Consider the following 14,445-nt stretch of genomic DNA (forward strand, 5'->3'; position numbering starts at 1 on the left):
GAATCGGTGCACTCGGTGCACGAGGTGAGGTCTCGGATGGGGACTCGGGCAGGTGACGAGGCGGTTACCAGCGCGGCATCGACGGCATGCTCCAGTGCGGGTCCGCCACCTGCATGGCGGCGACATCGTCCCGGGTGCGCACATCGCTGCCCGACCAACGCTCGTGCAGGCGAGCGAGCGCCTCGCGGTCCAGTTCCACTCCCAGGCCCGGCTCGTCCGGCACCGTGATGGCCCCGCCGTCGAACCGGTGCGGCCGGGTGATCACGTCTTCGGTCTGCCACGGCCGGTGGGTATCGCAGGCGTGCAGATCACCCTGTGCACAGGCGGCGGCGTGTGTCATGGCGGCGAGGCTGATGCCCAGGTGGGTGTTGGAGTGCATCGACAGCCCGACGCCGTAGGTCTTGCAGATGGCGGACAGGTGTTGGGTGGCCTGCAGTCCGCCCCAGAAGTGGTGGTCGCAGAGCAGGACTTGGACGGCGTCGGTGGCAAAGGCCTCGGGGATCTCCCCGGGGGTGGTCACGCACATGTTGGTGGCCAGCCGAACTCGCGCACGGCGGTGGACCTCGGCCATGGCCCGGGTACCGGTGCAGGGATCTTCGAGGTACTCGACAACATCCCGCAGGTTCTCGGCGACCTTGGTGCCGGTGTCGACCGACCAGGCCCCGTTGGGGTCGAGCCGGACAGGCAGGTCGGGAAAGGCCTGGTGCAGAGCCGTGACGGCGGCGATCTCCTCCTCGGGCGGGAACACGCCGCCCTTGAGTTTCAGCGATCGGAACCCGTGCTCGCGCACCATGCGCTCGGCCTGGCGGACCACGCCACCCGGATCCAGGGCCGCGTCCCAGTCGTCGCTCGATGCGTGTGAGGTGGGGTGTTCGGACCACCGGTAGAACAGATAGGCCGCGTAGTCGACCCGGTCGCGGAGCTTCCCACCGAGCAGGGCGTGCACAGGTAGGTCCACGGTGCGACCGAGCGCGTCGAGTAGTGCCACCTCGAAAGCCGAGACCACGATCCCGTGCAGTTTGTCGAGGTTCCTGCGGCCGAACATCTCCCGGTCCGGTCGTTCACCGAGGAGATCGGCATCGACGGTCTCCGGCCGCAGGATCTCGGCGGCCAGGTCCCACAATCGGGTGGAGGCGGTGACGGGATGGCCGGGCAGGTGAGCGGCGAAGGTCTGCAGGGCTGTCAGGTATTCCCGGTCGCCGTAGGTTTCGCCGAGGCCGACGACTCCACCCTCGGTGACGACTTCGATGACACAGCGAGGGGTATACGGTTGATGCACCCCCTGAAGATTCAGCAGCGGGGCATCGCTCACCAGGATCGGGGTCACGCGTGCCTCGGAAATGAGCATCGAGCGCTCGTACATCGGATCTTTCTCCCGTGATGAATCATCTGCGATGAGCTTTGGTGAGGTGGAACTTCGCGGCGAACCGCGCGGGACGGCGGTGATCGCCGCGCAAGAGTCGTTGGTTCCTTTCTCGTGCGATGGATGATTCCTCCTGGCTGGGTGGAATCAGCACCGGAGTGGGGCCTCGGCGGAGCGCAACATCCGACGCCCCACCAGGACCATTGCGACCGCGGCCAGCAGTGTGCCGCCGGTGGCCAGCCACGCCGCCGGATAACCGCCGGTGGCGGCCACGAGACCGAAACCGAGCGGTCCCAGGCACGAGCCCGCACTGGCTCCGGCTTGGGTGATGCCGGTGGCGTGGCCGGGACGCTTCGGGTAGCTCGTCACGATCGCATAGCTGAACAGCCCACCCCACCCGGAGCCGAGTCCGTAACCGAGCAGGATCGCCGCGACGTAGGCCCACAGCTGGTTGGTGGCCAGTAGTGCGATGCCCACCGCACCGGCCGCGCTCATCGCGGCGACGATCGACAGTCCGCTGCCCGATTGCCGGTCGGCGAGGATCCCGGCGACGACTCGGGCGGTGATGCTGCACAACGCACCGGCCATGGCCAGGATCCCGGCGGTCGCGGCCGAGTAACCGGCTTGGACCGCGGTCAGGACGAAAAAGGAACCCAAGGCGTTGGAACCGGCCGAGGCCAGTCCCCATCCGATCGCGAGCACGATCAGGGCAGCCGATGACCCCGCCGACTTCCGGGAAGGCGGCGGTGGTGCGGAGATCGTCGCGGCGCGTTGAGCGGGTGGGGGACGGCGAACGGCCGCCGCGGTGATCCCCACTGCGGCGGCGGTGGCCACGTAAACCGTGCGCCAGTCGGCCACATAGGCCGCCACCGGCACGGCCAACCCGCCGATGAGCATGGCCGCCGGGATCGCCGACTGCTTGATGCCGAAGGCCGTCCCTTGGTGGTGCGGGGGGATCAGCCGACCGATGTAGCGGTTCGCGGCAGGCTGGATGGCTCCGTTGGCCACCCCGGCACAGGCGAGCACGGTGGCCAGCCCGCCCCAGTCGTGCACCGCGAACCCGATCCACGACAGGCAGGCGGCGGCCAGCAGCAGAGCGGCGCGCATCACGCGCACACTTCCCATCCGGTCGACCAAGCGACCGGACAGCGGAGCCGTGAGGCTGCTGGTGGCGAAGAAGACCGCCACGACCACACCGAGCCGGGCCGCCGTCAGCCCGAGATCCCCGCGTAGTTGCGGAGCCAGGGCGGAGGTGACGAAGGCCGCTACCAGGCCACCGCTGGTGGCCAGCACCGCCTGAGTAGCGGCTCCGGAAAGCCCTGCGCCGGTTCGGGTGCGCGGGTCCGTGCCGGTCCCGTCGGTCGTCACCTGTGCCTCCCCGACTCCGTGTCGATCACGCGTTTCCCGGTGTGTCCGAAAAATGGCGGTGTGCCGGTCACAGTGCCGCGTCGGCGGCTGTTGCCGGTCGGTTGCGGATACCGAGCGGTTCGACCTTGACCACGAACGCGTAGATGGCCGCCGCTCCCAGGCACAGCACACCCATCGCCACCAGAGGTGCGACGAAGGATCCGGTCACCGCGACGAGGAAGCCGACCACGATCGGGCTCAGCAGCCCACCGATCTGGGAGCCCGTGTTCTGGATCGCGTAGATGGACGACACATTGCCCGCGCCGGGGGAGACGTCGATGGGCAGGCTCAGGATGCCGGCCGAGGCGAAGGAAGAACTGGCGAACGAGATGCTCAAGAACACCAGCGCGATGACCGCGCTGGGTGCGAAGATCGCGAACGCGACGGTGCCGGACCCGAGGGTGCCGATGATGATCGGGAGTTTGCGTGCCCGGCTCAGCGAAGTGCCACGCCGCACGAGATAATCGGAGAACCAGCCACCGGCGAAATTGCCGAAGATCGCGACGATGCCGGGAATCGCGCCGTACTTGGCGAGGTCCATCGTGGAAAAGCCCTGGGCCTGGACGAGGTAGGTCGGATACCAGGTGATGAAGAAGTAGTTCAGGAAGTTGCGGCAGATGTATCCGGAGAACAGTCCCCACACCGTGCCGTGGCGAAACAGATGTGCCCAGGGCAGTGACCTGTCCTGGCCGGTCGGCTCGGTATCGAGGCCACCACCGTCGACGATGTAGTCGACCTCGGCCTGCGAGGTCCACCGCTGCTTGCGCGGTGTCTGGTAGATCCACAGCCATGCCGCGGCCCAGACCAGCCCGAGCGCACCGGTGGCCACGAACGCACCGCGCCAGCCGAAGGCGACGATGATCAGCGCGACGAGCGGGACGGCGATCGCGGCGCCGGCCTCGCTGCCCGAGCCGTAGAGCCCGGAGGCCAGGGCCCGCTCCTTCTTGGGAAACCATTCCGAGACCGCTTTGGCGCTGCTGGGCATGACGGGGGCCTCACCGATGCCCAGCAGGAGCCGCAGTCCCAGCAGGGAGCCGACACCGCGCACGAGCGCCACACCCGCGGTGCACAGCGACCACCACACGACCGCGACGGCATACACCGTACGCGGCCCGAGCTTGTCCGACAGCCAGCCTGCGGGAAGTTGGAACAGTGCGTAGGTCCATGCCCAGGCACCGAGCAGAACTCCCTGCAGTGCCGGACTGATCCCGAATTGCTCGCTGATCGTGGGCATGGCCACGGACAGGTTGGCGCGGTCGATGAAAGCGATGATCAGACCTGTCGCCAGCAGGCCGGCGATCAACCACCGCACCCCGGTGCGCCGGACGGGTCTGTCGGGAGTGTCGGTTCTGACTTCGGTGGTTTGTTCGGACATCGAGCCCTCCTCGATGGTGTGGTCACGAGTGAAGAAAGCTGCACCGGCAGCGCGTGGCATGCCGTGCTATCGGGTTTGGCAAAAATCTTCCGACCGAAGAATGGTCACAATGTAAAGCGTTGCCAGGGCGATAACAAGACTTCGTCGGCACCGTTCTTTTGTTTCTGTGCAGGATCGAAAATCGAATGCTGTTGGCCGGCCCGTTTTCCGCGTCGAATCAGCGGTGAACGGGAGTCGGTGTATGAGTCGCGCGCCGATCGAGCACGAATGTGATCGAAGCGGGTGATTTCTGTGCGGCTTTGCGGAGCCGATGTGGGCAACAGCCGAAGCTGTGTGGTCGGTCCGGTGGTCAGTCCCGGTCGAGGGCGGGACGTTTGCTGTCGAACGACCATCCGGGAATCAGATACTGCATGGCCACGGCGTCGTCGCGCGCACCGAGTCCTTCGCGCCGATAGAGCTCGTGTGCTTCGTCGACCCGCTCCATGTCCAGCTCCACCCCGAGCCCCGGGTCCGTGGGAACCGCGATTTGTCCACCGAGGATGGACTGTGGTTTGCGCGTGAGCCGCTGACCGTCCTGCCAGATCCAGTGCGTGTCGATCGCCGTGATATTGCCCGGAGCGGCTCCCGCGACGTGGGTGAACATCGCCAGCGACACGTCGAAATGGTTGTTGGAGTGCGATCCCCAAGTCAGTCCCCACGCGTCGCAGAGCTGGGCCACTCGCACCGAACCGCTCATCGTCCAGAAATGCGGATCCGCCAGCGGAATATCGACGGCGTCGGTGCGGAGGGCATGCCCCAGCTGTCTCCAGTCCGTGGCGACCATGTTGGTGGCCGTGGGCATTCCCGTGGCTCGCCGGAATTCCGTCATCGTCTCCCGAGCCGAATATCCGTGTTCGGCTCCGCACGGGTCTTCGGCGTAGGCCAGCGTGCCGCGCAGCTTCCGGCCCAATTCGATGGCCTCGGACAGGCTCCAGCCACCGTTGGGATCCACGGTGATCCGGGCATCGGGAAACCGCTCCGCGAGCGCGGTGACCACCTTGACCTCTTCGGAACCCGGCAACACACCACCCTTGAGCTTGAGGTCCCGGAAGCCGTAACGGTCCCGGGCCGCCTCGGCCAGACGCACCACGGCATCCGGCGTCAGTGCCTCCTCGTGACGCAGCCGCATCCAGTCGTCGGCATCGGTGGATTCCTCGGCGCCCGAGCGGTAGGCCAGGTCGGTCCGAGAACGGTCGCCGATGAAAAACAGGTAGCCCAGCACCGGTACGGTGTCGCGTTGCCTGCCGTCGCCGAGCAGTTCGGCCACCGGTACATCGAGGTGCTTGCCCAGTAGATCCAGCATCGCGGCCTCGACCGCGGTGACCGCATGTACCGCGACACGCAGATCGAAGGTCTGTGCGCCACGGCCACCGGAATCCCGAGAATCGAAGTTGCCGCGCAGACCGTTGAGCACCGAACGGTACTCGCCGATGGAGCGACCCGTCACCAGCTCTGCTGCCTCGGTGAGGGTGGCTCGGATCTCCTCCCCGCCGGGTACCTCACCGACTCCCGTGTTTCCGGACGAATCGGTGAGAATCACCAGGTTACGGGTGAAAAACGGCCCGTGGGCACCACTGAGATTCAGGAGCATGCTGTCGTGTCCGGCCACCGGGATCACTCGCATATGGGTGACCACGGGGCACTGAGGAACGATCGTGCTGGTCATGCTGATGTCCTCGCATAGGTCGGCGGCGCGGTGTTGTTCGAGTGGTACTCGATGGGGAGTGATTTCGCACAGGACGCGGATGCTCAGTGCTTGCCGAGTTCACCGTCGACCCGGCGCCAGATCTTGTCCGGGTTGCTGTCCGCGACGGCGCTGGGCAGCAACGCGGAGGGGACGTCCTGATAGGCGACAGGACGGAGGAAACGCTCGATCGCCAACGTACCGACGGAGGTCGTCCTCGCATCCGATGTGGCGGGAAAGGGACCGCCGTGGACCATGGCGTGTCCGACCTCGACACCGGTGGGCCAGCCATTGAACAGGATGCGGCCTGCGCGCAACTCCAGCGTCGGCACAAGCTGTGCCGCCTCGGCGTGATCGCGCTCGGTAGCGTGCACGGTCGCCGTCAGCTGTCCTTCGAGCGCTTCGGCGACGGCTCGAACCTGCGCGGAGTCCCGGCATCGGACCACGAGCCCACACGCCCCGAACACCTCCTGCTGCAGAGCTTCGCTGCCGATGACGCTGTCGGCATCGGTGACCAGCAGTGCCGCCCGACAGGCCTGCGGTAGCTCGGTTTCCGGACCGCGGGCGAGCACGGTGACCTCCTCGCGTGCGGCCAGCGCGGATACTCCGTCGTCGTAGGTGCGGGCGATGGACGGGGTCAGCATGGCGGTGGGGCTTGCTTCACCGATCGCGGTTGCCGAAGCCTCGAGGAACGTCTGCAGGTCCGGGCCGTCCGCAGCGATGATCAAGCCGGGATTGGTGCAGAACTGCCCGGACCCGAGTGTCAGCGAACCGACGAACTGCTCGGCGAGCTGCTCACCGCGCTCGGCGAGCGCGGCGGGCAGCACAAACACCGGATTGATGCTGCTCATCTCCGCGTGTACCGGAATCGGCCGGGGCCGTCCGGCCGCCGCGGTCATCAGCGCCGTACCGGCCGAGCGGGAACCGGTGAACCCGACCGCCTGGATGCGCGGATCGGTCACCAGAGCGGTTCCCAGTTCGGGCCCGGCTCCGAACAGCATCGAGAAGGTGCCCTCCGGCAGGCCGCACGCGGCGACGGCGGCAGCGATGGCCCGGCCGACCAGTTCGGAGGTTCCCGGATGGGCGTCGTGCGCCTTGGCCACCACCGGACATCCCGCGGCCAGCGCCGAGGCGGTGTCGCCACCGGCTACCGAGAACGCGAGCGGGAAGTTGCTGGCTCCGAACACCGCGACCGGGCCGAGTGCGATCTTGCGCTGCCGGATGTCGGCCCGCGGCTGCGGGCTTCGATCGGGCTGGGCGGGATCGATGCGGGCGCCGGCCCAGCTTCCCTCCCGAGCCACTGTTGCGAACAGGCGCAACTGGCCGGTCGTGCGGGCACGTTCCCCGGTGACCCGCCCCCATGGCAGTCCGGATTCGGCATGCACCCGTTCGAGGAGAGCATCGCCCAGCGCCTCGATGTTGTCCGCGATCGTCTCCAGCAGTGCCGCTCGTTGTTCGCCGGTGGTGGTGCGGTACTCGGCGAAGGCGCGGTCAGCGGCCTCGCAGGCCTGCTCGATCTCGGCCGCACCGCCGTAGCCGAAGGCGGGGCCGAACGCACGACCGGTGCTCGGGTCCACCGCGCGCACCTGCTCGCCGCCGCCGAACACCGCCGTTCCCGCGATCAGCATGTGTCCGGTCGGTTCGCTCGAGATGGTTGTTTCGGTCGTCGTCACAGTAGTCCTCCTCGTGTCGATCTCGGAGTCGGTTCAGCACGATGCTCGGGTCAGGCGTTCGAGTCGGGAAGTCCTTTGATGAGTTCGGTGAGCATGCCCAATTCGTCCTCGTCAAGATCCACCAGCGGACTGCGCACCGGCCCGGCCGACCGCCCGATCGCTTTCATACCCGCCTTGACGATGCTCACCGCGTAACCCGCACGACGGTCGCGGATATCGCAGTAGGGCAGCACGAAATCGTTGAGGTACTGCTGCACCGTGGCGTGATCGCGTCGGCGCACCGCGCCGTAGAAGTCCAGCGCGAACTGTGGGACGAAGTTGTACATCGCCGAAGAATAGGTGGTGACTCCCATCTCCAGGTACGGCAGCGCGAAGGTTTCGGCGGTGGGCAGTCCGCCGACATAGGCGAGCCGGTCGCCGAGTCGGGAATGGATCCGGGTCATTTTCTCGATGCTGCCCACACCGTCCTTGAATCCGATCAGATTCGGGCAGCTCTCGGCGAGTGCGGCGACCGTGGTGTCGGAGTAGACGGCGTTGGCCCTGCTGTAGAGAATCACCCCCAGTTCCGTGGCAGCACACACCGCCCGCACATGGGCCGCGAGACCCTCCTGATCGGATTCGGTGAGATAAGGCGGCAGCAGCAGAACCCCGTGCGCGCCTGCGCGTTCGGCGGCGTGGGTCATCTCGACGGCGATCGCGGTGCCGTACCCGGCGGGTGCGATCACGGGAACGTCCGCCGGCGTCTCCTGCACAGCGGCGGCGACCACTGTCTCGACCTCGGCGGGGGTCAACGAGAAGAACTCGCCGGTGCCCCCGGCCGCGAAGAGCCCCGCCGGACCGTACTGGCTCAACCAACCGATGTTCTCTCGATACGCGGCCTCATCGAAGGAGTGGTCATCGCGGAAGTGGGTCACCGGAAACGACAGCAGTCCGGAGCTCAACTGCTTGGCGACTTCTTGCGGTGAGGGGCGGGACATCAACGAGTTCTCCTAGCCTGGGACGAATTTCGGGCGGACACGCACACACCGACAGCACGGCATGTCCGATGCGCCGGCTCTCGATCCGGACCATTTCCGTATGTGTTCGGTATCACCGTGCGCTGGCAGGATTCGACCGTAAGCGGGAATATCAATGCAAGTCCAACACTGATATGGCATCTACTGATACCGGAAGAGCATCGATGTTCACCTTCAGTCAACTGAGCAGCTTCGTCGCCGTCGCCGAAGAACTGCATTTCGGTCGCGCCGCGGAACGTCTGCGCATGACCCAGCCACCACTGAGCCGCCATATTCAGCAGCTGGAAAGGGAACTTCGGACGCAGCTGCTCGACCGCAGCAGCCGTGCTGTGCGCCTGACTCCGGCGGGCCATGCCTTTTTGCAGGACGCCCGGAACCTGCTGCACGAGGCGGAGAACGCCACCCTGTCGGTACGTCGGGTGACCAGCGGCGAGGCAGGAGTGGTGCGCGTCGGCTTCACCGCCACCTCGGCCTACGAGGTGTTGGGCGGCCTGCTGGAGACCGCACGCGACCGGCTTCCGCACGTCGACGTGGTACTGCGGGAGCTGGTCACGCGAGACCAGCTCGAGCAGCTGTCGGCGGGCGCGCTCGACCTCGGCCTCATCCGGCCACCGGTGAGCCGCCCCGAACTGCGATCCCGACCACTGGTCACGGAACCGCTGCTGGCGGCACTGCCCCGGGCACACCCACTGGCCCGGCAGCCGGAAAGCACCATGGACCTGCAAGAATTCGACGGGCAAGATGTGGTGATGTACTCGCCGACCGAGGCACGGTACTTCCACGAGCTGCTGGTGAGTATCTTCCGAGGCGCGGGAATCGTTCCCAGGTATCGCCAGCACGTCAGCCAGATCCACACGATGCTCGCGCTGGTGCAGGTCGGCCTCGGCGTGGCCCTGGTGCCTGCTGCCGCTGCACGGCTTCGTCTGGAGGGAGTGAGTTTCCGCCCCGTCGAGCTGCCGGATCCGGATCCCGTGGAGCTGCATCTGGCGTGGCAACGGGGCAACGACAATCCCGCGCTCGGTGCCTTTCTTTCGTTGTTGTGAACACGTGTTGCGACCTCAACCACGATTCCGTCCCGTTGGCCGGGACACATATTCGGCACATGTCGCGGACTCCGGAAGTTCTCGCCACATCCCGGCATGCGCATCGTTCCGGGTAACGGCGGTGTACCGTGCGAGCCCCGCTCTGCGGCAACGAGTGCACTGGTGCACGCTACGCACCTGCGAGAAGACCCGCCCCTCGGCACAATCGGTGCGGTCGTTCAACGGGGAAGGCATCAACGACATGTCGGGGAGGCCGGCAGTATGGCCGTGGTGGGGTGGATCGCTGTCGGGGCGTGGCTGGTGCTGGGATTGTTGCGCGGCCGGTTCTGGTGCACGGACCAGCGCTTGCCGCCCCTGGCAGCGGTGCAGCGGTGGCCGTCGGTGGCGATCGTGGTGCCTGCGCGGAACGAGGCCGGGGTGGTGACCGCGACCCTGCCCACCCTGTTGTCGCAGCGATATCCGGGGCGGGTGCGGGTGGTCCTGGTCGACGACAACAGCACCGACGGCACGGCCCACGTGTCCAGGCGGATAGGTGGTACGTCACTGACGGTGACCACGCCGGCCACTCCACCCGAGGGGTGGAGCGGCAAGCTGTGGGCGGTGGATCATGGGATCGCCGAAGCCGGCGAGGTCGACTATATTCTGCTCACCGACGCGGACATCGCGCACGGACCCGACTCGCTGACCGCGTTGGTTCAAGCCGCCGAGGGCGGACACGATCTGGTCTCGCAGATGGCGATGCTGCGTACGGAAACGCTGTGGGAACGGCTGGTTGTGCCTGCTTTCGTGTACTTCTTCGCCCTGCTGTATCCGTTCCGCCGGGTGAACCGGCCCACCGCAGCGACCGCTGCCGCTGCTGGGGGGTGCATGCTGGTGCGGCGAGAGGTGCTTGCCCGAGCTGGGGGAGTGGCGGCCATTCGCGGGGCTGTGATCGACGACGTGGCCCTGGCGCGGCTGGTGCAGTCCTGCGGCGGCCGCCTCTGGCTCGGCTTGGCCGGGTCGGTCCGCAGTTTGCGCGCCTGTCCTCGTCTGGCGGATTTGTGGCACATGATCGCCCGGAGTGCTTATCCGCAACTGCGGTACTCTCCCGTGCTACTGGCCGGAACCGTGCTGGGGCTGGGAGTGGTGTTCCTGGCACCCCCGGTGACCACGGTTGCCGGGACATTGGTCGGCGATCTCGCCGTGCTGGTGCCCGGCGCTGTTGCCTGGTTGGTCATGGCGGCGACATTCGCGCCGATGCTGCGCTACTACGGTCGGCCTCTACCCGCGGCCCTGCTGTTGCCGGCAACCGCGCTGCTGTACATGCTGATGACTCTTGACTCGGCCCGGCGACACTGGTCCGGCCGCGGGACGGTCTGGAAGGGGCGAAGCTACTCCATCCGCTGAGCACCGTCGTCACCCTGCCTGTCGGCGGACCTCGACCGGCGGGACCGCCGGTGGCGAAGACGCACGAATCGGTGGCCCGCAGCCGGCACGGGACACCGATTCTCGCCAATCAATCCACCGCAACTCCCGCGTGCGGGTCGCGGGAGTTGCGGTGGGGGTGAACTTCAGTGCATCACGTCGTGCAGCACGTCCGGGCGGTTGCTGATGATCCCGTCGACGCCACGGTCGAGCAGCGTGCGCATCCGATCCGGATCATCGACCGTGTACGGGTTGATCGTCATGCCGTGCGCGTGCACATCGGCGATGTATTCCGAGGTCGCGTCGGAGTGGTGCGGGTTGACCTGATCGGAATAGGTGGCCACCTCGGCGAGTCGGCCGGTACTCGGGGCGCCGAGAACACCGACCGTGACCTGCGGAAGCAGCTCGTTGAAGTGACGGATGAAACCCCAGTCGAAGCTCTGCACCACCAGGCGCCGCCCAGCCGGGTCGGGATGGACCCAATGCGGCCGCTGCTGCAGCTCATCGGCGATCCGCTGCCCGATGCCCGGGTACAGATCGGGTGATTTCACTTCGAGGAGCAGTCCGGCCCGGGTGTGCTCGAGCAGGTCCAGCACCTCGGCCAGGGTCGGGATACGCTCACCGGCGTACTTCGGGGCCTTCCACGAACCGGCGTCCAAGCTGCGGATCTCGGCGAGGGTGAAGTCGGCGACCCGCCACGGGGCACGCTCGGGGTACTTCTGCTCGACGTCGGTGGTTCGGGCCAGGGTCGTATCGTGGATCACGACCAGCCGGTCGTCCTTGGTTTGCTGGACATCGATCTCGACGAGGTCGCTTTTCATCTCGACGCCCAGTCGGACGGCGGCCAGCGTGTTTTCCGGTGCGTAGGCCGAAGCGCCTCGATGGGCGATGTTCGAGGCCTTGGGCTGGGGTGCGGTGCCCGCGGCAGCAACCGGTGTGGCAACCATCAGTGCCAGCAGCGCACTCGCGGCGATGACCGCAAAGCGGTGCAACATGCCTTTTCCTCTCTCGGGCGGAAGTACGGCCAAACCATCCTGCTGATCGCTGTTGAACTGTGCATGCTTCACAGGTGTCATGGCAGTGTCAACACCGTGAAGGAAGCACCGACCGAAGGCGCTATGGAGGCCCTGCCTGTAGCAGGACCTCGCGTGCCGGGGCGAGACCGACTGTTCGAGGAGGGCACCAAGTCGGCCGGGACGCAACGGCAGTCGAGCCGAACGCGTCGCGGCCGCCGTCGGTGGCAATCAGCCCGCGCGTTCGTGGCGGTGCTCTGGACGTGCTCGAAAACGCCCCGGTCCGTGATCCGTCGGTGATGGCGCATGGTCAGGCGGCGTGGGTTGTGTGGTGTTCGAGGCGGTCGGCGAGCCAGACCTTGATGACGGACTGGCGGGTCACGCCCAACCGTCGGGCTTCGCGGTCCAGCGCTGCGATCATCCATTCGGGGAAGTCGACGTTGACGCGTCGTTGTTCCTCGCCGGGGCGCCGTGCCTCGACCAGGGCGGCGCTGGTCAACACGCGGCCGGAGCGGCGGGTGGCGATAGCCGGCCCGAGCAGCAGCAGAGCCCGACCACGAGTCCCGGACAGGGTGGCCGGACAGGGTGGCCGGACAGGCCGCCATGATGGTGCGCAAGTCGTTGCCGGGTCAGCTGTGTCGTAGATGGTCGCGGAGAGTTCGCGCCACCCAGCCCATGAGTGTGTCGGCTTCGGGTTGGGTGGCCGCAGCCACGTGGGACTCGGTGAGTGCGGCGATGCCGAAGGTCCGCCCGTCGGCATGTTCGACGACGCCGACTTCGTGCCGCAGGTTGAGCAGGGTTCCGGTCTTCGACGACCATGTCGACGCATCGGAGACGAATTCCGGTGCCAATCGGTGCCGTAGCAGGTTGTTGGCCATGAGTTCGCGGACTCGTGCACCGATGCTGTGGTGAATCTTGGAGGGGGTCCACAATGCCTGCAGCAGGTCGATGAAGGCTCGTGCCGAACCGGAGTTGGCGCGGGTGACATCGAGCTGGGCCAGTGGGTGTCCGCGCCCGGTGGTGCCTGCGGTGATGGCCAGCGAGTGGGCGAGGGGAACCTCGGTGACCTCGAAGCGTTCCGCCGGGGTTTCGGTGAGGTCGCGTATCCTGTGGCGCGCCGTGATCCCGTGCAGATCCCACTGGTGCATCAACCGTGTGACCTCGGCGGGCGAGGTGATGTCGAACAGGGCGTCGGCCGCTGCTCCGTCACTGATCGAGGTGCTCAAATACAGCAGGTCGTCGATGGCCACGTGGGCTTCGTGGCGGAACCGGCTCAAGCCGGTCGGGCCCGGGGTGGTGATGCGGCCGGGCTGCACTGCCACCGTGGTGGAACCGTCGATGTCACCACGGTGAATGCGCTCGAGTGTGGCAGCGGCGAGGGGGACCTTGATCAGTGAGGCGATCGGGTACTGCACGTCCGGGTCGATGCCGATTTCGTAGCCGGAGTGCAGGTCGCGCACGAGAAAGGAGCCTCGCAGCCCGCCGCTCTCGAGTTCGGCCCGAAGCCCTCTGATCAATGCTTCGATGGTCATCCCGTCTCCTGCCCGTCCACTGTGGCTCCGAGAGATCGTGCGACAGCGTTGGACAGTCGGTTGCGGATACGTTCGGCGTCGCCGGCGACAGCAGCCGTGATGTCGAAGCCACGCTCGAGTCGGCCCTCGCCGATCGACCGCCACGCCATGCCGAGCTCGCAGGCCTGCGCAGCCGAACACACCAGCAGGTCCGCAGAGCCGAGAACGTCGGCTATTGCCGCGGTCAGCGACTCGGCGACGGCGACCTGAGCGGGATGTAACCCGACAGCGTCGCGGATCCGCATGAGGCGATCCCGGATGTGTGGCACGTCGTCCTCCGGCTGGATCCAGACTCTGCGCCGTGGCAATCGGCGGGATCGTCCGACGCGCAGGGTTTCCAGGTGGACCGCACGCGGGGGCATCGCAGCGGTACCGGCGAGGCCCAACGGCACGGTCCACGTTCCGGCATCGGCGGGCACCGCCGTGATGGCTGCCCGAACGTCGTGTGTGCGCACCAGCTCGGCGCGCTCACCCGGTGTGGCCGGATGGAACTCGAGAAACAGCTCGTGTGCGCGCGCTTCGGAGTCGAGTTCGGCCAGACCGCGCGTGGTGCAGGTTTCGGGGACGGCGATCCGCAGCGGGCGGGACTTGGCGCGCTGCGCGTCCTGCTCGATCGCGTCGGCGAGCCGCACCAAGCGCTGCGCCGAGGGCAGCATGTCCCTGCCGAACGGGGTCAGAATCGCCCGACGGCTGGAGCGATCGAACAAGCGCTCACCGAGATGGCGCTCGAGCGCCGAGATGCGGCGACTGGCCACCGACTGGGGAATACGGGCGAGGGCGGCTCCGCGGGTGAAGCTGCCCGCCTCGCTCACGGCCACGAATGCTTTGCAGCCACCGACGAGATCCACACGCACAGT

General features: G+C 67.1%; 12 protein-coding genes. 2 read left to right on the plus strand and 10 right to left on the minus strand.

All coding sequences use genetic code 11. The features are described from left to right. Positions 1-64 precede the first annotated feature (64 nt). From JOF55_RS19325 to kdgD, 6 genes are all read right to left on the minus strand, one after another. Positions 65-1,363 (minus strand): enolase C-terminal domain-like protein, encoded by a 1,299-nt coding sequence (locus JOF55_RS19325; protein ID WP_310276213.1) that lies wholly within the window; start codon positions 1,361-1,363, stop codon positions 65-67. Positions 1,364-1,510: 147 nt separating this feature from the next. Then, positions 1,511-2,731: an MFS transporter gene (locus tag JOF55_RS19330; protein ID WP_310276216.1), complete on the minus strand. Its 1,221-nt coding sequence runs from the start codon at positions 2,729-2,731 to the stop codon at positions 1,511-1,513. A 67-nt stretch (positions 2,732-2,798) separates the two neighbouring features. After that, entirely contained in the window at positions 2,799-4,145 is a 1,347-nt protein-coding gene (locus tag JOF55_RS19335; RefSeq protein WP_310276218.1) for an MFS transporter, read from the minus strand. A 349-nt stretch (positions 4,146-4,494) separates the two neighbouring features. Further along, complete coding sequence (locus tag JOF55_RS19340) at positions 4,495-5,856, minus strand: enolase C-terminal domain-like protein (protein WP_374727559.1); 1,362 nt, start codon at positions 5,854-5,856, stop codon at positions 4,495-4,497. Positions 5,857-5,933: 77 nt separating this feature from the next. Beyond that, positions 5,934-7,496 (minus strand): aldehyde dehydrogenase (NADP(+)), encoded by a 1,563-nt coding sequence (locus tag JOF55_RS19345; protein WP_374727560.1) that lies wholly within the window; start codon positions 7,494-7,496, stop codon positions 5,934-5,936. Between the two features lie 95 nt (positions 7,497-7,591). Continuing rightward, a complete protein-coding gene (gene kdgD / locus JOF55_RS19350; RefSeq protein WP_310276225.1) occupies positions 7,592-8,518 on the minus strand; it encodes a 5-dehydro-4-deoxyglucarate dehydratase in 927 nt (308 codons plus the stop codon). A gap of 203 nt (positions 8,519-8,721) precedes the next feature. Here kdgD and JOF55_RS19355 point away from each other — a divergent pair, with 203 nt between their 5' ends. Together JOF55_RS19355 and JOF55_RS19360 are read left to right on the plus strand one after the other, a co-directional pair. Then, positions 8,722-9,600 (plus strand): LysR family transcriptional regulator, encoded by an 879-nt coding sequence (locus JOF55_RS19355; RefSeq protein ID WP_310276227.1) that lies wholly within the window; start codon positions 8,722-8,724, stop codon positions 9,598-9,600. A gap of 261 nt (positions 9,601-9,861) precedes the next feature. Next, positions 9,862-10,986 (plus strand): glycosyltransferase, encoded by a 1,125-nt coding sequence (locus JOF55_RS19360; RefSeq protein WP_310276230.1) that lies wholly within the window; start codon positions 9,862-9,864, stop codon positions 10,984-10,986. A gap of 164 nt (positions 10,987-11,150) precedes the next feature. Here JOF55_RS19360 and JOF55_RS19365 read toward each other — a convergent pair whose 3' ends face one another. From JOF55_RS19365 to JOF55_RS19380, 4 genes are all read right to left on the minus strand, one after another. Further along, positions 11,151-11,999, minus strand: a complete 849-nt coding sequence (locus tag JOF55_RS19365) for a glycerophosphodiester phosphodiesterase (RefSeq protein ID WP_310276232.1) — start codon at positions 11,997-11,999, stop codon at positions 11,151-11,153. A gap of 328 nt (positions 12,000-12,327) precedes the next feature. Continuing rightward, positions 12,328-12,543, minus strand: coding sequence for a type II toxin-antitoxin system BrnA family antitoxin (brnA, locus tag JOF55_RS19370; RefSeq protein ID WP_374727561.1), 216 nt, complete (start codon positions 12,541-12,543; stop codon positions 12,328-12,330). Positions 12,544-12,646: 103 nt separating this feature from the next. Next, positions 12,647-13,549 (minus strand): serine hydrolase, encoded by a 903-nt coding sequence (locus JOF55_RS19375; protein ID WP_310276236.1) that lies wholly within the window; start codon positions 13,547-13,549, stop codon positions 12,647-12,649. Continuing rightward, positions 13,546-14,436: a LysR family transcriptional regulator gene (locus tag JOF55_RS19380; protein WP_310276239.1), complete on the minus strand. Its 891-nt coding sequence runs from the start codon at positions 14,434-14,436 to the stop codon at positions 13,546-13,548. The genes JOF55_RS19375 and JOF55_RS19380 overlap by 4 nt, the downstream gene beginning before the upstream one ends. Between the last annotated feature and the right edge of the window lie 9 nt (positions 14,437-14,445).

Source organism: Haloactinomyces albus, assembly GCF_031458135.1.
Lineage (GTDB): Bacteria > Actinomycetota > Actinomycetes > Mycobacteriales > Pseudonocardiaceae > Haloactinomyces > Haloactinomyces albus.